Here is a 22,950-nt window from a genome sequence, read left to right as displayed (position 1 = left end):
CCCGGCCAGACAGTGCTCTCTTCATCATTCCAACTGGGTTTCTACAAAATCGGCCGTTCTTGGCTCCAGATGATGACGCATGATCAGGCGGGCGCAAGTATTCCAGCGCAGGATGGCATCATCGTTACCTGTCGGGCGGACAGCTTCTGCTTTCTCATAACAGTCCATTGCATCACGGAGCCATTCAAAGGCAGTGAAGCCGGCATCAGGAACGTTTTTGTCGAAAGCCGTTTTTCCTTTCCGTTCGCAAATGATGCCCTCGTAGTAATAACGCTCATATACATTGGATAGCCGGGGCAGCAACTGTTTGGCCTGACTCAGACCTTCCGAAGAAGAACCAAATTGATCCGTTATAGCTAAGAGCATGATGACCACAGCACGAGTATTCTGCGGGTCTGCTTCCAGGATGTCGGAGCAAATGCTTTCTGCCAGCGCAGGTTCATTGAGAAACCGGTACCGTTCTGCTTTTTCCAGCGCAGCCGGTATGCTTTCCTTTGAAATCTTTTTGAGTTGCAACATATAGCATGTTTTAGAACGTGAATAATTAGTGTGAATGGTGATTGGAGGTACAAGCGCCAGTCTAAAATCTAAATCGTACATCTGCCATAATACCCCTTATTTCTTGCCTCGCCATCTCCCAAACAACCGTTTCAGAGGGTCATAAAATTTATCCACCACCCTTTCCTTGAGTGGAATGATGGCATTGTCGGTAATATGGATGTCTTCCGGGCAAACCTGGGTGCAGCACTTGGTGATGTTACAGTAGCCGATGCCATCCGCTTTTTTTAATTCCTCCCTGCGGTCCTCTACGTCGAGAGGATGCATTTCCAAAGAAGCCACATGCACAAAAAAGCGGGGACCAATAAACTCCTCGAAGAGGTGGTGTTCGCGGAGCACATGGCATACGTCCTGGCATAAAAAACATTCGATGCATTTGCGGAACTCCTGCACCCGGTCCACATCTTCCTGCGCCATGCGCCAGGTACCGTCGGCGGCGTCGGGTGGCCGGGGTTTGAATTTTTTGATCATTTTCTTTACCCGGAAATTCCAGGACACATCGGTCACCAAGTCTTTGATCAGGGGAAAGGCTTTCATGGGTTGCAGCAGTATGGGCTTGCCGGGGGGGAGATCGCTGAGCCGGGTCATGCACATGAGTTTGGGCATTCCATTGATTTCGGCTGAGCAGGAACCACAACGGCCTGCTTTGCAATTCCACCGCACGGCCAGATCAGGCGCCTGTTCGGCCTGTATCTGCAGCACGGCATCCAGCACCACCATGCCTTCGGCGACTTCGGTGGTATAAGTTTCCAGCCTTCCCCCACCGGCGCCCCCCCTTTGTACCTGAAAGGTTGCTGAGGGCATAATTTTATGTGTTAATTTTTATTGTTTTTTGGCCACATGATCCCACCATAGGCGGGATTCATCGCTATTGGTATGAATTTGTTCGAAAATTTTTAAGGCTCATTTCATCTCATTTATGATGTGTTGCAATTCAGCAGGTAGTTCCGGAAGCGCCTCCTGCCTGAGCTCCATCCAACCCTCTTCACTCTTCCTGATCACGATATTAAATTTACCGCTTTTTTCGTCCCTATCCGGGTAGTCTTCCCGGAAATGCGCCCCCAAACTTTCTTTCCGCTCCAGGGCCGCCAGCGTGACGGCTTCCGATACGGTGAGGAGGTTTTGCAGGTCCAGCGCCGTATGCCAGCCCGGGTTGAATTCGCGGTTGCCTGTGACCCGCACGTTGGCAGCCCTTTCCTTTAACTTTTTTAGTTCTTCCACAGCCCGCAGCATGTCGGCCTCATTACGTACGATACCCACCAGGTCCTGCATCATGTCCTGCAGATCAGCTTGAACTTGGAAGGAGTTGTCAGCCCCCTCCGTTTCAAAATAACGCAGAGCCTCTCGGGAATATTGATCGAGGTGTTCCCCGCTTATGGTAACGCTTTTGTTTTCTTTGGCAAATTGGGCGGCATACTCCCCAGCCCGCTTTCCAAACACCAACAAGTCGGAAAGGGAATTGCCACCGAGGCGGTTGGCTCCATGCAATCCTGCGGCACATTCGCCGGCGGCAAACAGCCCGGGTACCGTGGCCATTTGGGTGTCGGCATCCACTCGGATCCCGCCCATGATGTAATGAGTGGTTGGCCCCACTTCCATGGGTTGTCGGGTAATGTCAATATCCGCCAGCTTCAGAAACTGGTGATACATACCTGGCAATTTTTTCCGGATATGGTCTTCGGCGTGCGGAAGCTTTTTTTTGATCCAGGAAATATCCAGCAGCACGCCACCATGGGCAGTGCCCCTTCCTTCTTTGATCTCGCGGACAATACACCGCGCCACATGGTCGCGGGTGAGCAGCTCCGGTGGCCGTCTTGCATTTTTGTCACCCTGTGTATAGCGCCAGCCTTCTTCTTCATTATCAGCGGTCTGGTTGACGTACAAGGCAGGAATATCATCAAACATAAAACGCCGGCCCTGGTTATTGAGCAGGATGCCGCCCTCGCCTCGAACACCTTCCGTGACCAGGATACCCCGGACACTGGGCGGCCAGATCATCCCCGTAGGATGGAATTGCACAAATTCCATGTCCATCAGTTCGGCCCCGGCATGAAAAGCCAGCGCATGACCATCTCCAGTATATTCCCAACTGTTGCTTGTGATCTTGTAAGCCCGGCCAATGCCGCCAGTAGCCAGGATGACGGCTTTGGCAAAAAACACAAGGAACCGTCCTTTTTCTCTTTCGTATCCAAAGGCACCTACTACACGACCTTCTTCTTTCAAAAGTGTCGTGATGGTACATTCCATATGTACAGCGATGCCCTGGTAAATGCCATGATCTTGCAGGGTGCGGATCATTTCCAGTCCCGTGCGGTCACCTACGTGCACCAACCGTGGGTATTTATGTCCACCGAAGTTGCGCTGCAAGATTCGTCCGTCTTTAGTGCGGTCGAACAGAGCGCCCCATGCCTCCAATTCAAGCACCCGTTCGGGAGCCTCTTTGGCGTGGAGTTCGGCCATGCGTCCGTTATTGAGGTATTGCCCGCCGCGCATCGTATCGGCAAAGTGTACTTTCCAGTTGTCACGGTCATCCACATAGGACAGGGCTGCGGCAATACCACCCTCGGCCATCACAGTGTGTGCTTTTCCGAGAAGTGACTTACACACCAGTCCCACAGAAACACCGTGAGCAGAAGCTTCTATGGCTGCCCGAAGACCGGCACCACCGGCGCCAATGACCAGAACATCGTAGGTATGGGTATCGTAAGAAGGCATTGATCAAATATCAGCTTCAATCAGGTTTTATACTTTGTAAGGGATAAACCCAGGAGCAAACAAGCTTGCAGCTTCCCTTATATAATTTTCCAATCCGTCCATACCCCCATAGAACACAGGCGCACATAGACATCCGAAAAGGCCACCCACAATAAACTCATCCAGGCCCACATCATATGCCGCCGGTTCAGGCAGGAGACACAGCGGTAGGCGGTTCTGCGTACGGGAGCCCCAGAAAGCCGATCCCTGATACCACCCACCAGGTGGCGCAAGGAATGACAGCCGAGTGTATAGCCACCCAACAACACCACATTGATCACCAAAACCAAGGTTCCAATGCCGATGCCAAAGGTTTTTTCACCGCTAACCGGATCAGTGAACCACAGGGCTCTCCACACATCATAGGAAAGAAAGATAAGAAAGAAAAAAGCGATATACAAAAAGTAGCGATGAATGTTCTGCAGGATCAGCGGAAAGGAATGCTCGCCCCGGTAAGTTTTGCGCGGCTCCGACACGGTACACGACGGCGGATCGGCCCAGAAGGCCTTATAATAGGTGCCCCGGTAATAATAGCAGGTGAGGCGAAACAGTCCCGGGGCCCACAGGATTAGCAGGGCCGGTGACCAGGGTATGAACTGGGGCCACCAATCGGGCCGGGGTCCGAACCAGCTATGTGGCGAATCACCAAAAAGCTCCGGTGAGTAAAGCGGCGAAAGATAGGGCCCGTAAAAGTAGTGCTTGCCCTGGAAGGCCGCCCAAGTAGCATAAACAACAAAGGAAGAAAGCACCAAAAAAACAAGCAAAGGCTGTACCCACCAGGCATCTTTTCTGCTGGTGGATCCGAAGCGGGAAAAAGGGCCCACATAGTTGGTCTCCGCCATAAGATTGCTTTGAGAATCCGCTTGAAAACCCTGCGCCACTAACCTGCTACAAAATTAGACGTTAATATCCTCTTCGGTTGAAAAAGTTTGAGAAGAAGGAAGCAAAAACCTTGCGCCCAAGCAGAATACCCGGTACCATCGCCCACTCACTCCAACCCAACATTGAAGCTTTCATCCATTACCAGCTTTCCTTCGATTTCCTGATCATTGCCCGGTATTTTTAATCCTTTTATTTTACCGGTTTTCCCCTTGCTCAGCAAGTCAATGATTTGCTTATCACTTAATTTCTTTCCCAGAATTTCAAAGGGTATTTTAAAACCGCACGCATGGTAATTGGCGCATCCATAGGCGCTATGCCCTTTCTTCAATAAATGCGTTTTACATTTCGGGCAATGCAACTGTTCTATGGACAAGGGTTCTTTAGTGGTCTTTGGTTTGCTCTCCTTTTTGGGTATTTCATTTTTTTCGGCAGGTGCCGATTTTACCATGGGTTCCGGGGCGATACTAATCGATTTGGCGCTACTCATCTTTACTTCCCTGGTAAGCTCCACTACCATGTCAATCAGTTCCTGTTTAAAGGAGGCCGGCTCGTAACTTCCTTTTTCAATCATGCGCAGTTTGCGTTCCCAGATCCCTGTTAGCTCTGCACTTTTCAATAATTCGTTTTGGATCGTATCAATTAAGTCGATACCCGTTTGGGTCGCAAAAAGGTTTTTCTTTTTCTTCTCAATGTATTTACGGCTGAAAAGGGTTTCAATAATATTGGCCCTGGTAGAGGGGCGCCCGATGCCATTATCTTTCAACAGTTCGCGCATTTCTTCGTCTTCCACCTGTTTACCGGCTGTTTCCATGGCCCTTAGGAGGCTGGCTTCGGTAAAAGGTTTGGGTGGTGTGGTCTTGCCCTGGTGGATCCATGGTTCGTGCGGCCCATGCTCTCCTACTTCAAATACCGGCATGATCTTTTCCGCCTCCTCCCCTTCTTTGTCTTTTTTGGCTTTGGCCTCGTGGGCATACACATCGCGCCAGCCGGCTTCCAGCACCTGCTTGCCCGTGGCTTTAAACACCACCTGTCCCACTTTGCCCATCACGGCGGTATTAGCCACTTTACATTCGGGGTAAAAAGCGGCAATAAAGCGGCGGGCCACCAGGTCGTAGACCCGCTTTTCTTCGGTCGACAAATTCGCAGGCAATATGTCGGTGGGAATGATGGCATGGTGATCCGTTACTTTTTTATCATCGAATACCGTCTTCGGTTTTGGGATTGGTTGCGCTAACACCGGGGCCGTTAGCGCTTTATAATAAACCATGCTTTGCAGAATACCTTCGATTTTGGGGTACATGTCCTCGGGCAGGTAAGTAGTATCCACACGGGGATAAGTCACCAGCTTTTTCTCATACAGGTTTTGGATATGCTTCAGCGTTTCATCGGCGGAATAAGCATATTTTTTATTGGCTTCCACCTGCAGGGCCGTCAAGTCGAACAGGCGCGGGTTACCCTCTTTGGCATCTTTCTTTTCAAATGCAATGATCTCGAACAAATGTTCTTTCAGGTAAGCCAGGCCCTTGTTTGCTTTTTCCTGGCTGCGTAAGCGGTCGATCGTAGCAATGAACTCCGTTTCGCGGTACAGGGTCTTCAACTCCCAGTACTCTTCCGATACAAAGGCATTGATTTCTTTTTGCCTTTGTACGATCATGGCCAGGGTGGGCGTTTGCACCCGCCCGATCGAAAGCACCACTTTCGACTGGGCAAATTTTTTGGTAAAGAGCCGGGTGGCATTCATACCCAGCAGCCAGTCGCCAATGGCGCGGGAGCTACCCGCTGCATACAGGTTATTGTATTGTTCACTGTCTTTCAGTTTCTGAAAACCTTCGCGGATGGCTTCTTCGGTAAGCGATGATATCCACAGCCGTTTTACGGGTTTGTTGCATTTGGCTTTGAGCAGCACCCAGCGTTGGATCAGCTCTCCCTCCTGTCCGGCGTCACCGCAGTTGATCACTTCCTCGCAATTCTGGATCAGTTTTTCGATGATACCGAATTGTTTTTTTACCCCATCGTTGTTGATGAGTTTGATGCCGAAGCTGGCGGGTATCATGGGCAGATCTTCCAGCCTCCAGAATTTCCATGCCGGTTGGTAATCTTGCGGTTCTTTGAGTGTACAGAAATGCCCAAAGGTCCAGGTGACCTGGTATCCAGCACCCTCGTAATAGCCGTCTTTGCGCTGCTTTGCCCCCAATACTTCCGCAATATCTCTTGCCACACTTGGTTTTTCAGCAATACAAACCTTCATAATTCATTCAATATTGACAGGCGAAAATAAGTTGATTGCAATTGGCGAAAAAGCTATGTGGAAATCTATGCAAACAATTCGTGGTGAAACCCTTGGGTAGCCTGGAAAATCTAATCAACTAGGTTCTTCTTCAATTTTGGTGGAAGACTAGCTGGAATCCAGCAGTCGCTTGCGTAAGAGTTCAAAGCTGGCCCGCCCATACATCTGCCGTTTAATAGTTTTTAGCTGATTGCTCAGTAAATATTGTTATTATAATCGCTGTTTACCTGTATAATATCCGGGGCTTTGACATAGCTGTTGTTGTATCTGAAACGAAGATTGGTAGTAAGTGTGAGTTTAAATGTATTATGTTGCTGTGATTTGCGGGGGAAATACATGAAACGCAATTCTATTGTATTGAACAATAAATTCTCATTCCGTGTACGCATACCACCACCAAAACCAGAATAAAAGCCTGAATTAGAAGTTTTTTCATGTTCAGGAGTAAAAAGTGCAAAGTCGGCTGATGCAAAAGTTGCAAATTTAAAACCCAGCACCTTGCGCCTTAAAAAAAATATTGTTTCTGTGTGCAAACTAGAACGCTGGTTTCCGCTTGCTGAATCCAGGGAGATGTATGGAAGTCCGAATACATTATTAATGCCAAGCGGATCCAGGCCAATGCGGTTAAATTGCTTCGAATAACTCAATCTCAGGTATTGGCGTATTTTTAAATTTTTATAGCTGAAAACACGGCTGAAGGAACTGGCGCCTATTAAGACAACTGCATCCTGGATTTTGCCTTTATTTAAAAAAGTCCCTGTCCGCAAAAAGTACTGTATCACATTTCCCCTGCCAGTTACTACATAGAGGTTGGCGTCAGCTCCAGCATAGGCTCTTTCCAGGTGCAACTGTTTGTACCAGCCGCCGGTTAAAGCTATATTGTACCCATAAGGAACGTCCTCGGTGATACCAAAACCAAAGACATAATTGGTTTTATAAAAATTTTGCCTGAAAAAAGTGAACTGGCCCAGTATGGCTTCACGGTCATTAAATAGGAAATTGAACTTTTCACCTACCTGGTATGGAACCCTTGAAAACCTGTTTTGGAAATAACGGATACTGAGAAACTCCCGGTTTAGTACAGATTTCAGGAACAGGAATTTCCGCACTCCAAGGTTATATCCAACCCATGCATCAAAAGTATTATAAGCATAATTATAGAATAAGGTATCAGGCCTGGAATAATTATTGAAAGTTTGGCCATGGGCAAGTAATATGCCGCCTGCAACATGCAGGTATTGGGACACCAATGGCCTTTCGATCCTTGCATGCCAGGTATGTTCATCTGAAATTCTGTCGTTGAGGTTGTTATTGATCTTTGAATAGCCGATGGTTGTATTAATAAAAGTATTGGCAATACTGTTATTCCTGTACAAAATTTCATACCCAAAAAGGGGGTCACGTCCTTTTTCGAGCAATGTTGTAAACTGAACTTTTTGTGCCGTTCCCACTATATTGGCATCACCTATCTTTGATTTAAACCGGTTGCTGGTAGCGCTTTTGAGCTGAAAATAAATGCTAAGGAAGTCTTTGGTGATAACTACCAAATCAACAGAATCGGGTTCGTCTTCGATTTCATTTACCAGGATGCGTGCATCATGTATGTATTCCAGCGAACGAAGATATCGTTCATTATCTGCAACAACATTAGCCCTGAACGCAGTCTTTTCTTTAATGAAAAGATTGTTTCGAATTACCCATTCTTTTGTGTTCCTATGCAGGTGTTTTACAAGGTCTTTACCGAAATAATTGATCTCTTTTGCCGTGTCTACGAATGTTTTTTCAAATCCAAATTCCCTGATAAGAATATGCCTGATACCCTTACCCTCATAAGAGAGAAAGGGCTCATCATTTTTACTGATCAGTATGCCTGGCTGTATAGTTGAATCAACACTTTTTCGTGTTATTGCTTTTCGGATAAATTGTAAAAATGCATTAGGTTTTTTGGGCAAGCTATCATCCCTCTTAGCATTGCTATTTTGAGGATACAAACTTCTACAGGGAAGCAATGCTAAACAAAAGATAACACAAAAGCGAACAATATTTTTTCCTACAAGCATTTTCAGAGCGCTTGCTGCTGGCTCTTAGCAAATAAAAAATTAAAACATTTTCCCTTTTCGTCCTCCGATTCTACATTTACTCCAACATAATTTGACCGGATAATATCCTATGTTGCTGTTAACCCAAAACCGAGGCCGCCGGGTTTATTGGCCAAAAGCTGATCAACACAATTTATATGAATCTAATAATGTTTCTTCATAATCTCATAAGTTTTAGGTATGAGACTATTTACCAATACAAAATTGGGACCTCAGGCAATGGAAATATAAGACTTTGTTACTTTATTTTTTAAAAGTTGTCAGAACGAACATTCTTTGATTCCGTGCAGGGCAGATCCATGATTATGCGTTGGTAGTGGCTGAGGATAATGTGGCTGAACTTGTTTCAAGAGGACAGCGGCAATGTTTGGAATGGCTTTCCAAAACAAGGATGAGCTCTTCTGGTGATCTTTCAACACGGTGCAGGGTAAGGCGGCCGGCCTTCCAATTAAGCAGTTGACAGTCATCATGGCAACCATTTAATCCTGCAAGCTAAAGCATCCTGGCAGTAAATGGGGATTTTGCCGTCTTCTGACTGTTTGAGTTTGAACAGCCAAAACAGGATTGATGTGTTTTGGTTAATTTTCATGTTTTGGTGATTTTTGGTAACCGAATTTTGATTGTTTTTGATGGGATTTTGAAGAGCTGAACTGCACTTTAAATTTACAAAATAAGAAACACAGAAGTTAACATTTTGATTCAAATCTTATTTTGGCTAAACAATAATCAGGTTCTGCCAAATCAATCTTAAAATTTACTAACGGATATGGTTAAATGAAATATCCTTGCTATTTGGTTTGGGGACCTGATGGACCTTTATATTTTGATCAATAACAGACTAGTAAACAATTATGGAAGAAGAGAAATTGAACGGCACATATTTCGGCACTTTTACTTTGATTTATTCTTGCGTTATTTATAGTACTGCATACACTATTTTGCCACAATCATGCCTTAACCTGCCAGCAATGGATTTATCAACTATCATTGCTCAAACTATTATGGGTTTTCAGAAATAATCGGTTCACTTCTCCATGATCCTTTTCCTGTGCTTCTTGCCCCATTCCTGTAAGGACAATAGAACAGGCTTCAGATCCTTGCCATAGTCGGTCAACGAGTATTCGACGGTAAGTGGTACGGTGGGGAATACTTCTCTTTTCACCAGACCGTTCATTTCCAAGTCCTTCAACACAGTTGTCAGTGCTTTTGGCGTTACCCCATTGAGGTCTTTTTCCAACTCCTTGAACCGCTTCTTACCTGAACACAGGCTGTAGATCACAGGAAACTTCCATTTACCACCAATAATGTCAAAGGCATCCTTAACGGGTTGTATTTCGATAAACTTTTCTTTTTCCATTTCACTTCAATTTAGATACTATACTAAAGTATACCAAGTCTACCAGAGGCTACTACTATACTTTGTATACCAAATATAGTGAGCTTTGTGTCATCAAACAAACAACCGCCGAAAGTGATCAAAAGAATGGCGCCTTCTGTAACACTCACGAGTCGGCAACAAAAGAAAAAACAATGAAAAAGGTAAAAGTAGCATATTGGACAACCACACTCTTAGTGAGTGCACTATTCACCATGAATGTAGTGATGTATGTCACAAGAAATCCTCAAATCGTTCAAGGGATCAACTTCTTGGGTTATCCAGAATATCTCCTGGACATCTTAGCTGTGGCAAAAATCATTGGACTCATCGTTCTGCTGGTACCGAAGTTGCCCCGCCTGAAGGAATGGGCTTATGCAGGCTTCACCATTGACATGGTAGGTGCCTATTGGTCTCATGCCGCTAAAGGTGACTACAGTTCAGGGGTGTTCATCGGAGCCGTTCTGGCGCTGCTACTTACCTCTTACTTTTTGCTCAGAAAGCTGCAGGATAATAAAGAGTTGGTGAGTTTACAAAGAGACAACCGATCCTTTCACCTTTTATCTGCAAAGCAAGCCTGAGCTAATCTTCATTCATTATTTAAAAACATTAAAAAATAATCATCATGAGTTTTTCACGTTTAGCAGCCGACAATGTAGCCGTACTTTTCATCGATCACCAAACTGGACTTTCTAACGGTATCCAGGATCAGAGTGTTCCTAGTACCTCACAGCTATAACAGCCCTGGCATAACTGGCCAAAGCCTTTGATCTGCCTACAAAGATTACCACAAGCGCAGCCAATAGTCCAAATGGTCCTGTGCTGCCTGTGATCACAAAACACGCCCAGAAGCACCAGTGATCCACTGCGCAGGTGAGATCAATGCCTGGGATTACCAAAAGTTTGTGGATGCGGTAAGGGCTACAGGACGTAAAAAGCTGATCATTGCTGGCGTATCTACCGAAATATGTGTAGCTTTTGTAGCACCCTCCGCTATCCTGGATGGCTATGAAGTGTACGCTGTGATTGATGCAAGCGGTACCTGGTACAAGTTGGTTCAGGAAGTAGCAGTGGCTCATATGGTTCAAGCGGTCATTATACCGATCACATGGGTTGCTGTTGGTGTAGAGTTGCAAGGTGACTGGCGTAATCCCACTGGACAAGACCTGGGAGCCATCATGAGTGAACACCTGCCCTTTTACAGCAATTTGATCGGCTCATTTTTGGCTGCAAAAGAAACTGAAGCCCTTGTTTAAATCATCTCTCAACAGCCTCCGATAAATGACCATCGGAGTCTTTAAAAAATCTGGAAATGCAAAACAAAAAGAACAAATTAGTTGAAATTATAGAGTTTACCGACCCGGTGTGCACTTGGTGCTGGGGTAGTGAACCAGCTTTACGCAAACTGGAGACCCGCTACGGAAACCAGATAAAGATCAGTTTTATTATGGGTGGGCTTGTAAAGGATATCACCGCTTTTTACGACCACTTCAACAACATTGGTGGCGATCCGGAAAGATCCAATAGCAATATTGCCAGGCACTGGGTAGAAGCTTCGGAGCGTCACGGCATGCCCGTTAAAAGTGAAGGATTCAGGCTCTTCTCCAAAGAACATCCCTCTACCTATCCGCAAAACATTGCTTACAAAGCAGCCCTGATGCAAGATGAAGTGCTAGCCAATAAATTCCTGCGTCGAATCAGGGAAGCATCGGCGGCAGAGGCTAAACAAACCAATACCACCGAAGTGCTGGTAGAACTGGCATCCGAAATAGGGCTGGACGCTAGTCGCTTTCTGAACGATTTTACCAGTGAGGGCGCGCAAATAGCTTTTGAGCAGGACCTGGCCACAACAGCAAAGTACGGCGCTCATGGCTTTCCTTCCTTTCTGATCAGGTATGGTGAAAAGGAAATGATGGTGCGTGGCTATCAACGTTATGAAGGCTTTAAGGCCATCATCAGCCATCTCAGTGAGGGCGCAATCAGGGAACAACTTTTTATGGTGAACGAAGGGGCTATACTGTCCTTCATCGCTACATTTGGTTCCGTAGCTCCCGTGGAGATTCAGACAGCCTTTGATTTAAGTGACCAGGAATTGGAAAGCATCCTGATCTCCCTTGATGAAAAGGATCAGATTACCAGGCGGGAAGCGGGCAACGGCTACTTCATTGGCCCCAAAGTAAGTGTTATGGCATGTGATTCCAGGACAGGAGTTTGCCAGGCCTAAATTGTGTAACATTAAAAATGGTATGATCTTCATTAGTCAACCTAACGAACGAAACATCATCAACCAGGGCAAGTTCATTATTCGCATGATTGCTCCAGGACTGAAACTGCAAAACCCAAACGACAACGGAATAGGACCACTGGGAAGAGTGGATCATGCCACTCTTCAACCTGGCTGCAGGTTGGGTTTTGTGGGTTTGGTGCAGCTATAAAGTTTTTGAGCGGTATGTTGATCAAAGACATTTACCTTTTGGAATTGCTTAAAAGATTACAGAAAGTTGAATGGAGCATATTCTAAGATGCAGTCATTGGCAAATACACGTTAACATGGCAGAGGACCGTAGAGAAAATTTAATAACCCAAGTTCCGGTACTTGCTTCTATCCCAGGCACAGTAGGGAGAATTAATCTGAGCGTGAGCAGACAAACAAACAGATTTCAGGGCAAGCGAACGGCATCAATAAATCATCCGATACTGAAAGCAGCGCGGTATGATCTGAGACCTTTGTTTATCTTTCATTTAAGATTCCGCTCTCGACCTTTCAATAACTTTTTCACGATGTTGCTTACCCCAATTATGCATTGCAATAATTACTTCAGAAAGCGTTTCACTATATGGTGTAAGTGCATACTCCACGGTCACAGGCTTTGTATTACAGACGGTCCGGCTTACAAGCCCATTCATTTCCAGCTCCTGCAATTCTTTGGATAATATTCGAGGTGAGATTTCAGCCTCCCTAGCTAATTCCCGAAACCTCAATTTGCCATCCCTTAATATGGAGATCAATATAAGTTTCCATTTACCACCTACAACGTCGAGGGTATCCTGGATGGTCAATCTTGCTTTAACACATTCATCTTCCAATCCAGTTATGCAAGTATGTTTTTTTGCCATAGTATTCTTTTTGTAACCAGTATCCTTTATGTAACAGGTAACAAAAGTATATCATTTTGGTCTAAGTTTGCTAATACAAAAAAAATAAATAGAAACGGTTGTTTCTTATTTGCGGTTTTACTAAAAATACAACCATGCTACAGAAAATAAATAACACAATGTTTCTCGGCAACGGGCCAATAAAAATATTGTATCCCGGTCGTGCTATTTCCAAGACAGATACAGGCATTGGAAGTATCGGCAGGATCGATCATCCCGAGATTCATGGGAATACGGTCATCGCCATGCATCCGCATATCAATGATGAAATACTTTCTTATTTCAGAACAGGAAAAGCAGAGCACAGCGACTCTGAAGGTTTTGTAAAGACGATAGGAAGAAATACGTTGATGCTCATGAAAGCGGGGAGGTCATTTTTTCATGAAGAAAAAATCATTGGTGAGGGTGAGCCGTTGGAAGGACTGCAAATTTTCATTAGACCGGGCAAAAAAGACTTACAGCCAGAAGTAATCTTTCATGATCTGGACAGCATGCACAGTGAAAATAATTGGCGGTTACTTGCCTCCCCTGACGCCGAGACTAAGTTTCAGTTCAGTAGCCAAACGTGGCTATATGATATAAAGCTTCTAATAAATTCAAGGATCCAGCTTCCCAAACTTCCGAAAAATAACCTTACCTGTTTGTTATACGTGTTTAAAGGAAACGTAAAAATAAATGAAGAGATAGAATTGAATAAAAAGGAAAGCCTTATCATCAAAAATGAGGACGTTATGATTGGAACCCTAGATAAGGAAGCTGAACTGGTTTTATTCGTAACGGACGAAAGTGCTGAAAAATTTGATGGAGGAATGTATAGTGGTAATCAGTTATAAATAAAAAAGAGGCGCTCAGGCCTCATTATATAATATTCAAAATTAAAAAGAATGAAAATTTTAAGTGAGACAACATTAGGAAAATTAAAGCTTAAAAACAAAATGGCCATGGCACCTATGACAAGGAGCCGTGCCAATAGTAAAGGCGAGGTAACAGATGTTACTGTTTTATACTACTCGCAAAGAGCTAGTGCAGGATTAATCATTTCCGAGGGTATAAATATTTCCAACCAAGCTCTTGGCAGCCCTTACACACCGGGTTTATACACACAGGAACAAATTGATGCCTGGAAAAAGGTTACTAAAGCCGTTCATGACAATGGTAGTGTTATATATGCCCAACTTTGGCATACAGGTCGGGTAGGCCACTCGATACTTAAAAATGGTGAACTTCCTGTAGCGCCTTCTGCAATAGCTATTGAGGGGCAGCAGCATTTCACCGGCGACGGAATGAAAGATTATGAAACGCCGAGAGCCTTAAGTACTAAAGAAGTAAAACAAATTGTTCAAGACTACAAACAGGCTGCCATCAACGCTATGGAAGCAGGTTTTGACGGTGTTGAACTTCATGCGGCCTTTGGCTACCTGCCGAACCAGTTTTTAGCAGATAGCGCAAACCAAAGAACAGATGAATATGGAGGAAGTATTGAAAACCGTAATCGGTTTGTATTGGAAGTAATGGAGCAAATGGTGCTGGCAATTGGCAGCGACAAGGTAGGAATTAAGCTATCTCCTACTATCCCTTACAACAGCATTATTCATAATGAACCTACAGCGCAGTTCACTGAATTAATGAACGGATTGGATAAAATGCCTCTGGCTTATATCCATTTAATGAACGCACTTTTTCCATTGGATAAATTACCTCATTACCCTAAAAATGTATTAGAAACTTTTGGCAAACTTACCCGACATACAATCATCGCCAACGGTGGATATAATGCTGAAACAGGAGAGGAAGAACTTGAAAAAGGAATTGCAAAAATCATTTCATATGGTGCCTTGTTTTTAGCCAATCCTGACTTACCAAAGCGTTTTCAATTGAATGCAGAGCTAAATGCGGCAGATAGGGCAACAATGTATGGAGGGAAAGAAAAAGGATATACAGATTATCCCTTTCTGGATCACAAACAATACGCAGGAGCCTGACGTTTTAAAAGGATATTGAAATTTTACAGACTACAATAAGTAGATCATGCTTACAAATCTTTCAGATAAAACATTAAATGAGTTGTTTTCTCTTCAAGGAAAAACAGCTGTTATTACCGGCGGTGCAAAGGGAATAGGATTAGCAACAGCAAAAAGAATCGCTGAACTTGGAGCTCATGTTATATTAGCCGACATGGACATAGACTCAGCTCAAAAGGAAGCCGAAGTTTTCAGAAAAAAAGGTTACGCAGCCTCAGCAGCCCAAGTGAGATTGCCTGACGAACAAAGCATCAACGATGTTGCGGAGTTCGCAGTGAAAGAGACCGGACATCTTGATATCTGGTGCAATATTGCTGGGATCTTTCCTAGGCGCCCGCGCAGGTATTAAAAAAATGATTGAAGGAAAAAGAAGGGGTGTTGTAATCAATATCCATTCCACAACGGCCTGGAAAACAGTACCAGGACTTCCACATTATATCGCATCAAAGGGAGGAATTGAGGCATTGACCAGGGCACTTGCCGTTGAGTTTGGCCCAAATGAAATCAGGGTTGTTGGTGTAAGTCCCACTATGACAGAAACCCCGGGAATGGATGTACAAAAAGTTGATCTTGATAAGGCATTTGGTGGTTTTGACTCTCACAAGGTTTATGGAAGCAAGCTGCCCTTGGGTCGCACTGCTTATCCTGATGAAATTGCCAGAGTCATCGCACTGCTGTGTACCGATCTGGCTCAATCGATAACAGGCAGTATTATCTCGGCAGATCTTGGAGACTCAGCATTCTAAAAGAAGAATATCCACATAATTATCTTTAAAAATAAAATGATTATGTGGCTTGATTTACTACATTCCTAACAGCTTTTTTTCTCTTGCTTTTACTATTTCATTCTCCAAATAAATCAAAAGACGATTGAAATAAAATATAAAAACATGGATTTAAAAAACAAATCTGCCATTGTTGCCGGTGGGTCCGGCAATATTGGTATTGGAATAGTAAAACAACTCATCAATCATGGAGCAACAGTTTTTGTTCCTTATCGAAATGAGGATAAGCTGATATCTTTAAAGGAATACATTGGATTAGAATTGGATCAAAAACTTATTCCAATAAAAGCCGATTTGAGTTCTTTTGAAACAGCTGTTCAATTGAAACAAACCTTAGAAAATCAGCATGCCGTAATTGATATTGCAGTTGCGTCTTTAGGAAGTTGGTGGCAAGGAAAGAGGCTATCTGAAGTTGACGGAAAGGATTATAACCAGGTAATGAATGAAAATGTTCATCCTCATTTTTACTTTGCAAGAGCCATTTCACCAATATTAAAAAAGCAAGGATTCGGAACCTACATTTCCATAAACGGACCGGGAGGTCTTGTAGCTATGCCAGGAGCCGAACTCGTCACAATTGCTGGTTGGATGCAATATAAAATGACTGAATTTCTTAATACTGAATTAAGGGAAACCGGAGCAAAAGCATTTCAATTGATCATTGCAGGAATTCAAACAAGACAACAAGGCAGAGTTGGTGGGCCCAGTATGATTACACCGGAAGAAATTGGAGATTACATTGCCAAGCTCCACTTTGGTGAAGTAGAAGAGCCTGAAAAACTAGCTCAAACCTTTTATAGAGTTAAACTTCCATGGTTCAAACTCTAAATCTTAAAATAACGCAAACAATAAAAGAAATGAAAAAACAAAATCAAAATAAAGCTGTTCTGCTTATTGGCAGTTCCGGCAAATTGGGAGGCATGATCGCAAGAGAATTAATAAAAAAGGGGGTAAACCTTCGGTTACTACTACGTCCGGGCAGCCGTAAAAAATTAGCCGAAGACATTATTGAAGCTTCAGAGATAACAGAAAATGAAGCTAATGCTTTCAACAACGTATACTCTGTAATTTCAGCAGTACAGGGCGGACCAGAAACGATTATTAATGATCAATTACGATGGCTCCAAGCAGCGAAGGAAGCTGGAGTCAAAAGATTTATACCATCAGATTACAGCTTCAACTTTTTCAATTTGGAGGAAGGTGCAAACATTAATTCCGATTGGAGGCGTTCATTTGCACTTCAGGCAGAAGATCGTAAAGGTAATGTAGAGATCGTACACATATTAAACGGCGCATTCCTTGATAAAGACGTTCTTTTTGGTTTTTTAGGTGCTTTCAATTTAGAGAAAGGAGAAGCCTATTTGTGGGGTAATGGTAATGAAAAAATGGAGGTTACTACATATGCTGATACAGCTGCTTATATAGCTGAGGCAGCACTTGATGACGATTCCCTACCAGACAAGCTCTTTTTTGCGGGTGATTCGTTAAACTTTCACGAACTGGTGAAGAGTAGTGAAGCTGGATTAGGTAGTGCAATCACTATCCGAAAAATGGGAACGCTAGAGGACCTGAACACAGAAATCAGCCAGCGTATGCAGACTCATCCTAAAAATATTTTTGCGTGGTTACCACTAATGTATTGGCGTGCAATGTTAAACGGAAAAGGAAGGCTTGAGGCTCCAATGAATGAACGGTATCCTAATGTGAACCCAATCGGAGTTACTGATTATTTAAGGCAAACAGTTATTACCGAATGATGATAATCAATCTGTAATTTAAATTTAAGAAAAAACAAATCCGAAATTTCCTTTATTACCATTTCTTTACTCACTCGAATTTGCTCCGGTACACTTTATTACAGGTCAACCTATAAGTACGGTTCTTATTATTAAAATTCTGATCTGGATTGCGTCAGCTTTGCGTTTCCCCGAATTACCGAAATGGTTATCACCGGCTTCATAAGATATATAAAATGAAAATGACATATCCCTATAAAACAAAAGGTACAACTGAACAGATGGGCAAAGCATTTACACACTTTCTCCGTTTTACGCTTACATGGTTAATCACTCTCAACAGTATTCACAGTTTCTCACAACAATCAGGATCAAATTCCATGCATAATCCTCCTGTTAATGTTGAAGTGTTGTTGAGCAACAGAGGAATGACTTTTCAGATGCTAACGGACAAAAAATTCCAGAGCGTTCCACGATTAGGTTTTTTCAGTGTAACGAACCTGGTAGGAGAATGGGGTACTTATACCGTTGATGATTATATGACGCAGGCCAGCATTACCTATGATTTGGTAAACCGGTTAAGGCTTAATGGCGGTTTCCACCTTTCTTCGGCGACAGGTATCAGGCCGACAGCGGGATTGATTTATTCTTTTGCCAATCCCGATTGGTTGTTGATATTTTATCCAAGGATAGATATATCCAAAGATGCCAATGTAGAGGGGCTTGCTTTAGTCGAATACAAACCGACAATTAATGAAAAATGGCGTTTTTATTCACGCTTGCAAGGTTTATATGCCCACACTATGTCAATTGACAAACACTCAAGAAGTTATGTGGTGGCACGGGCAGGTGTCACCTATAAAGAGTTCACATTTGGAGTGGGAACTAATATTGATTACTACGGGCCTATGAAACACAACGAAAACAGCTTTGGCGGGTTTTTGAGTGTTTTACTATTCTAAATCAGAAAAGGCCTTTCCAAGAACAACTTATAAAAAAGACGAAACTTAAATAAGTTCAATAATCTATAAATTAAATAAAAATGAAACAGTTTAAAAAAGACGACACAATGATGTTGTTGGTAGACCACCAGGTTGGTACACTTAACTTTTGTGCTAACAGACCTCACGAAATGATAGTGAGCAGAACAAGAGCGTTGGCAAAATTGGCAAAGGCACTTGACATTCCGGTGGTTCTTACGAGCAGCCAGGAAGATCATGCTCAGGGCCCGCTAATTCCTGACTTACAAGAGATTCTTCCCGAAGAATACGCAATCCGTGTAAAAAGAGCAGGGATTACTAATGCCTGGGATGACGAAGCATACAAAGAAGCAGTATTGAAGGCAGCTAACGGAAGGAAAAATGTTATCATGGCAGGGCTTACCAATGACGTATGTATCGTTTGGCCATCTATCTCAATGCAGGCAGAAGGGTTTGATGTTCAGGTGGTCATTGACGCGGGAGGCTCACCAAGCCAAATTGCTGATGATATAGCCAAACAAACTTGGGAAAGCCAGGGCGTTCGGACTACGAGCATCAATCAATTGATTTCAGAACTGGTACACAACTGGGCCACAGAGGATGGTCAGAAGGTGTTGCCAATTCTTTTTGAAGAAGTAATGTCAAAAGTAGGTCAGTTTTCTTAATAATATAATGATGAGAGCCGGACAAGGATTACCTCATTGTTCGGCTCCCATAAAAATAATTATAATTCAGCCACCAATCTTCCAATTATGCTTACCGTATCTTATACTAGAAGCAAGGACAACTTTGTCATATAGGGAAATATCATTTACCTGATTATCTATGGTTACTAAATCAACAGAATGATGGGCGTCAACCAATATATCTTTAAGCCTCTGACATATTTTTTGGGTTTGCCCATCAATTGAAGAATACATGATTAAAGTTCTTATATCCATTCCTTATATAATTCTAACTAAAAATTACTATTTACCTTTTCATCAGTGTTGCGTACACTAAGATTGCAGTAACTATTGCCTGTTAAAAACAATTCAACTAGTGCAAAACTAAGGCTTAAGCTTCCAGTATGGCAGTAGTCTTGTATCGACCCCTTATCAATTGGACAGTTTTGTAAAGGTAATTGAGATATTTTTTAGTTTTCAAAAGGGTTAGGATTAAAATAATGATCGTAAAAACATTGGGTGTCTTTCTTTGTAGCGAACCATGTCTTCTTTTTCCCTCTATAAATAGAGCGAGATAACCTACGTTACATCGTAGGTTTTTTTGAACAAACAGCTTGATTTTCAATACTGCTAATTTTTAAACAAAATCATCCAAATTCAAGTGAAGTATTGTCAATTACTTTTCGTTACACTTCAGTAATATGATTAAGGAATATTAACTGTTTACCAGGAAAGTTGATTGTAAATAGATCTTAAAAATGTTAATTATCGCCAACTAAATGACTAACTCAAAAAAAGCATCAATTAATCGATTCACAATTATTTGATGCTGAATCATTACAGGCCAGACAGGCTTGATTAATTTACCTATAATGGATATCCCCAAAGTGTTCCTAAAGAAGGAATGGCTCCTGCTATGAGCATCTGTATCTGGATATCTTGCTGGATGATCTACACCATTTCATACACTATCCATACTCTATCCTAGCTGTATCTATGCTTCACTCCTACTCTATCCTGGCTTTTACCGGGTAAGAAACTGGCGGACCCTTACTTCACTCAGGCCGGTGTGCTCGCAGAATTCGTAGATGGTGACGAGGTCGCCGGGCTTTTTATTGTATTTGCGGCGGATCTGGGCAATGATCTTGCGGGCAGTGCGCTCCTTCCTACCAGTTATATTGCTGATGTCTTTCGCATAGATGACTATGCGAATTGGTACATTTTCATGCATAATGCTGCAATAGCGGTACCGCTACTTTGGGTTTCTAATATGGTACAATAATCTTGTGGTGAGGAACTTAAAATTAATCATTATTCATCATTTCTTGTTGGACTTGTAATTGCCTCCTCCATGCTCAATATGATCATTAAAAACTTTATCCTATGACTAAACAAATGGGTAGCATCAAACTGCAAGAGACTATTGGTGATAGTACTTTTTACAAATCCAAGGACGGCTACATGGCTCGCCAGAAAGGCGGCCAAGCTCCTGTGTGTTATTCTATCCAGGGCTTACTGCAAAATGATTCAGATAGCTGGGAAAATCTTGTTTGTAATGAGTTAATCGTGCAAGTGTCTCTTTCTATAAAATACCTTTTTGTTTGTTTCACAATTCTATCATTCAGTCACCTACTTTTATGAGGAATATGAGGAATACAAGCAATAATATATCTGCTCGTATTAGATTAATAGCGTACCTTACATGTATTCTCCCAAAGCTCCTGGCAACTATTCCTACTTAAACTTCATTGATTTCAATTTGTGCAGCAGCTTTCTCTGAATGTCGCAATCAAAAGTTTACTTCAGCTTCTAATCCGTGCTCCAATCAATATGATTTGTAGTTGACAATTATTCAATTCTTTAAAAAGAAAAATTATGAAAAATAAAATTTATATGGTCTGTTTTTTAATGTTAATAACAACAACATTTACTGCTTCTGCCCAAATGTATAAATCGGCAGAAGACACCACTAAACTAAATAAAGAGTTTACAGAGGTGAGCAATGATATTGCAAGCCTTACAGCTAAGTTAACAATAACACAAAACAACCTGCCTGGCTACAAAGACAAAGCCAGCACGGCAGATGCAAATGCCCAGGATGCAGCCGTTACCAGCAGTGTGCAGGCAGATAAAGCAACAAAGGGCGGCGTAAAGGAAGCAAGAAAAGCAAAGCGCTCATCTAAAAAAGCCTTTCATGAAGCAAAAGATGCTAGGTCGGCCAATAATGATATAGGCAACCAGGACGACAAAATAGCCTCTCTAAAAGGGGAGTTAGCCAAAAAGCAAGCTAGGTTGGAGCAATTACAAGCGATGCGCGATGCCATCAATGTTCAACTAACACAGCAATAAACCTGGATCCATTTGTAAAGACTCTGCTATTTGTCAGAGTCTTTATTTTGTTCATATCTAAATAATAATAACTCTATGTCATTTCTTAACCGTGCAACAGTACTGAATACTATGCTGAAGCATGAAACACTCCTTTTTCAGGATATAAGTAAAGAGGAGAATATGGGTATTGTGGCTAATAAAGAATACTTACAGTTTTTATTAGACGAACTGACGGAGAGTGGATATTTGGTTATTCTGTCGGGTGTGACGCCAACTACTTATAGCATAACAGGTAAAGGCATAATAGAAGCTACAAGGTTGCAAGATGAAGTCTATATGCAATTTTATTTCGATGAATATTGAATCTGTAATGTGAGGTATAAGCAAAAAAAGAAACATCGGCGAATTATTAAATTAAAAAAGAACTTTGGATAAAGCTTGCCTGTATGGAACCGAAGAGCGGGTCTAAAGCTCATCCATTTTATATTAAAGCAACGCTCGTCTTATTTGGATTAGTGTTGTTTTTTTATATATTGGATGTTTTAGCTGACATCATCATACCATTGGCCCTTGCAGCATTGGCTGCCATTTTGCTTAACCCTTTAAACAATCGCCTGCAGCACAAACTACCCAGGGTATTAGCCATAATAGTCTCTATGCTGGTGGCTGTAATTGTCATCAGCGGTGTCTTTTATTTTCTTTCTACGCAGATATATTTATTCACAAAGAGTATTCCGTTGCTTAAACAAAAGTTTGCCATTTTACTGACCGATTTGCAGCAATGGATGCTACTACATTTTGGATTATCTATAGACAGCCAGGTGCAGGTGCTTAAAAGTGCTATCAACAACAGCCAGCACCTCTTAACAAACACGTTAGGCACGATAGCAGGTACTGTTGGCATTATTGTCCTGATCCCCATTTATGTGTTCCTGCTTTTATTTTACAAACCATTGATCCTTAACTTTTTGTTCCAGGTGTTCCTGGAACAAAATTCACTTCGAGTGGCAGAGGTATTGACCCAAACCAAAACGGCTATACAAAGCTACATGATCGGCCTGTTGATGGAGACAGCCATCATTTGTGTGCTCTACAGCATAGCCTTATTAATTATCGGAGTACCTTTTGCCATAGTGGTTGGGGTAATTGGAGGCATTTTAAATTTACTGCCTTACATAGGTGGGTTGATCGCTTTGCTTTTATCTATAGTAGCGGCGACCATAAATACCACAGGTTTTTCTACGCAAATCATTATCATTGCTGTTTATTGGTTCATTCAATTTATTGATAACAATATATTAGTTCCCAGGATCGTTTCCTC

23 protein-coding genes and 1 pseudogene are annotated in these 22,950 nt (G+C 42.7%); 14 read left to right on the top strand and 10 right to left on the bottom strand.

Features of this window, described 5'->3' with window-relative positions:
• Nucleotides 1-24: 24 nt before the first annotated feature.
• From OCK74_RS22075 to OCK74_RS22045, 7 genes are all read right to left on the bottom strand, one after another.
• Nucleotides 25-519, bottom strand: coding sequence for a hypothetical protein (locus tag OCK74_RS22075; protein WP_279299264.1), 495 nt, complete (start codon nt 517-519; stop codon nt 25-27).
• A gap of 96 nt (nt 520-615) precedes the next feature.
• Nucleotides 616-1,362 carry a succinate dehydrogenase/fumarate reductase iron-sulfur subunit gene (locus tag OCK74_RS22070; RefSeq protein WP_279299263.1) on the bottom strand — a complete coding sequence of 249 codons (747 nt, stop codon included), beginning with the start codon at nt 1,360-1,362 and terminating at the stop codon, nt 616-618.
• Nucleotides 1,363-1,461: 99 nt separating this feature from the next.
• The gene (locus tag OCK74_RS22065; RefSeq protein WP_279299262.1) at nt 1,462-3,273 is read right to left on the bottom strand and encodes a fumarate reductase/succinate dehydrogenase flavoprotein subunit; all 1,812 of its coding nucleotides are present in this window, start codon (nt 3,271-3,273) and stop codon (nt 1,462-1,464) included.
• A gap of 77 nt (nt 3,274-3,350) precedes the next feature.
• Nucleotides 3,351-4,154: a hypothetical protein gene (locus OCK74_RS22060; RefSeq protein WP_279299261.1), complete on the bottom strand. Its 804-nt coding sequence runs from the start codon at nt 4,152-4,154 to the stop codon at nt 3,351-3,353.
• Between the two features lie 146 nt (nt 4,155-4,300).
• The gene (locus tag OCK74_RS22055) at nt 4,301-6,442 is read right to left on the bottom strand and encodes a type IA DNA topoisomerase (RefSeq protein ID WP_279299260.1); all 2,142 of its coding nucleotides are present in this window, start codon (nt 6,440-6,442) and stop codon (nt 4,301-4,303) included.
• Nucleotides 6,443-6,675: 233 nt separating this feature from the next.
• On the bottom strand, nt 6,676-8,541 hold the full coding sequence (locus OCK74_RS22050; RefSeq protein ID WP_279299259.1) for a BamA/TamA family outer membrane protein: 1,866 nt from the start codon (nt 8,539-8,541) through the stop codon (nt 6,676-6,678).
• 1,063 nt (nt 8,542-9,604) lie between these two features.
• Nucleotides 9,605-9,937, bottom strand: a complete 333-nt coding sequence (locus tag OCK74_RS22045; protein WP_279299258.1) for a winged helix-turn-helix transcriptional regulator — start codon at nt 9,935-9,937, stop codon at nt 9,605-9,607.
• 173 nt (nt 9,938-10,110) lie between these two features.
• On the opposite strand from OCK74_RS22045, the gene OCK74_RS22040 reads away from it, so the two are divergent.
• The 4 genes from OCK74_RS22040 (at nt 10,111) to OCK74_RS22025 (ending at nt 12,390) form a co-directional block, all read left to right on the top strand.
• Complete coding sequence (locus OCK74_RS22040; protein WP_279299257.1) at nt 10,111-10,536, top strand: DoxX family protein; 426 nt, start codon at nt 10,111-10,113, stop codon at nt 10,534-10,536.
• 276 nt (nt 10,537-10,812) lie between these two features.
• On the top strand, nt 10,813-11,211 hold the full coding sequence (locus OCK74_RS22035) for an isochorismatase family protein (RefSeq protein WP_279299256.1): 399 nt from the start codon (nt 10,813-10,815) through the stop codon (nt 11,209-11,211).
• A gap of 56 nt (nt 11,212-11,267) precedes the next feature.
• Nucleotides 11,268-12,179, top strand: coding sequence for a DsbA family protein (locus tag OCK74_RS22030; RefSeq protein ID WP_279299255.1), 912 nt, complete (start codon nt 11,268-11,270; stop codon nt 12,177-12,179).
• A gap of 22 nt (nt 12,180-12,201) precedes the next feature.
• Nucleotides 12,202-12,390, top strand: coding sequence for a hypothetical protein (locus OCK74_RS22025; RefSeq protein ID WP_279299254.1), 189 nt, complete (start codon nt 12,202-12,204; stop codon nt 12,388-12,390).
• Nucleotides 12,391-12,697: 307 nt separating this feature from the next.
• On the opposite strand, the gene OCK74_RS22020 is transcribed toward OCK74_RS22025, so the two are convergent.
• The gene (locus tag OCK74_RS22020) at nt 12,698-13,072 is read right to left on the bottom strand and encodes a winged helix-turn-helix transcriptional regulator (RefSeq protein WP_279299253.1); all 375 of its coding nucleotides are present in this window, start codon (nt 13,070-13,072) and stop codon (nt 12,698-12,700) included.
• Nucleotides 13,073-13,206: 134 nt separating this feature from the next.
• On the opposite strand from OCK74_RS22020, the gene OCK74_RS22015 reads away from it, so the two are divergent.
• The 7 genes and pseudogenes from OCK74_RS22015 to OCK74_RS21985 all read left to right on the top strand — a co-directional run bounded on the left by OCK74_RS22015 (nt 13,207) and on the right by OCK74_RS21985 (nt 19,298).
• The gene (locus OCK74_RS22015) at nt 13,207-13,944 is read left to right on the top strand and encodes a pirin family protein (RefSeq protein ID WP_279299252.1); all 738 of its coding nucleotides are present in this window, start codon (nt 13,207-13,209) and stop codon (nt 13,942-13,944) included.
• Between the two features lie 51 nt (nt 13,945-13,995).
• Complete coding sequence (locus tag OCK74_RS22010) at nt 13,996-15,093, top strand: alkene reductase (RefSeq protein ID WP_279299251.1); 1,098 nt, start codon at nt 13,996-13,998, stop codon at nt 15,091-15,093.
• Between the two features lie 46 nt (nt 15,094-15,139).
• Nucleotides 15,140-15,878, top strand: a pseudogene (locus OCK74_RS22005) (SDR family NAD(P)-dependent oxidoreductase).
• A 144-nt stretch (nt 15,879-16,022) separates the two neighbouring features.
• Nucleotides 16,023-16,745, top strand: a complete 723-nt coding sequence (locus OCK74_RS22000; RefSeq protein WP_279299250.1) for an SDR family oxidoreductase — start codon at nt 16,023-16,025, stop codon at nt 16,743-16,745.
• A 29-nt stretch (nt 16,746-16,774) separates the two neighbouring features.
• A complete protein-coding gene (locus OCK74_RS21995; RefSeq protein ID WP_279299249.1) occupies nt 16,775-17,674 on the top strand; it encodes an NmrA family NAD(P)-binding protein in 900 nt (299 codons plus the stop codon).
• 215 nt (nt 17,675-17,889) lie between these two features.
• Nucleotides 17,890-18,615: a hypothetical protein gene (locus OCK74_RS21990; protein WP_279299248.1), complete on the top strand. Its 726-nt coding sequence runs from the start codon at nt 17,890-17,892 to the stop codon at nt 18,613-18,615.
• Nucleotides 18,616-18,695: 80 nt separating this feature from the next.
• Nucleotides 18,696-19,298, top strand: coding sequence for an isochorismatase family protein (locus tag OCK74_RS21985; protein WP_279299247.1), 603 nt, complete (start codon nt 18,696-18,698; stop codon nt 19,296-19,298).
• Nucleotides 19,299-19,364: 66 nt separating this feature from the next.
• Here the strand turns inward: OCK74_RS21985 and OCK74_RS28025 are convergent, their stop codons facing one another.
• Together OCK74_RS28025 and OCK74_RS21980 are read right to left on the bottom strand one after the other, a co-directional pair.
• Entirely contained in the window at nt 19,365-19,553 is a 189-nt protein-coding gene (locus OCK74_RS28025) for a flavodoxin domain-containing protein (RefSeq protein ID WP_423803174.1), read from the bottom strand.
• Between the two features lie 769 nt (nt 19,554-20,322).
• Entirely contained in the window at nt 20,323-20,529 is a 207-nt protein-coding gene (locus OCK74_RS21980) for a hypothetical protein (protein ID WP_279299246.1), read from the bottom strand.
• A 644-nt stretch (nt 20,530-21,173) separates the two neighbouring features.
• Here OCK74_RS21980 and OCK74_RS21975 point away from each other — a divergent pair.
• The 3 genes from OCK74_RS21975 to OCK74_RS21965 all read left to right on the top strand — a co-directional run.
• Nucleotides 21,174-21,647, top strand: a complete 474-nt coding sequence (locus tag OCK74_RS21975; RefSeq protein WP_279299245.1) for a hypothetical protein — start codon at nt 21,174-21,176, stop codon at nt 21,645-21,647.
• A 75-nt stretch (nt 21,648-21,722) separates the two neighbouring features.
• Nucleotides 21,723-21,992: a hypothetical protein gene (locus OCK74_RS21970; RefSeq protein ID WP_279299244.1), complete on the top strand. Its 270-nt coding sequence runs from the start codon at nt 21,723-21,725 to the stop codon at nt 21,990-21,992.
• A gap of 83 nt (nt 21,993-22,075) precedes the next feature.
• Nucleotides 22,076-22,950, top strand: an 875-nt coding sequence (locus tag OCK74_RS21965; RefSeq protein WP_279299243.1) for an AI-2E family transporter, incomplete at its 3' end; no start/stop codon positions are given.

This window comes from Paraflavisolibacter caeni, from assembly GCF_025628885.1.
In the GTDB taxonomy this organism is placed as follows: Bacteria; Bacteroidota; Bacteroidia; order Chitinophagales; family Chitinophagaceae; genus Flavisolibacter; species Flavisolibacter caeni.
The sequence above is the reverse complement of the archived record's forward strand: the minus strand, read 5'-3'. Positions and strand labels throughout refer to the sequence as shown.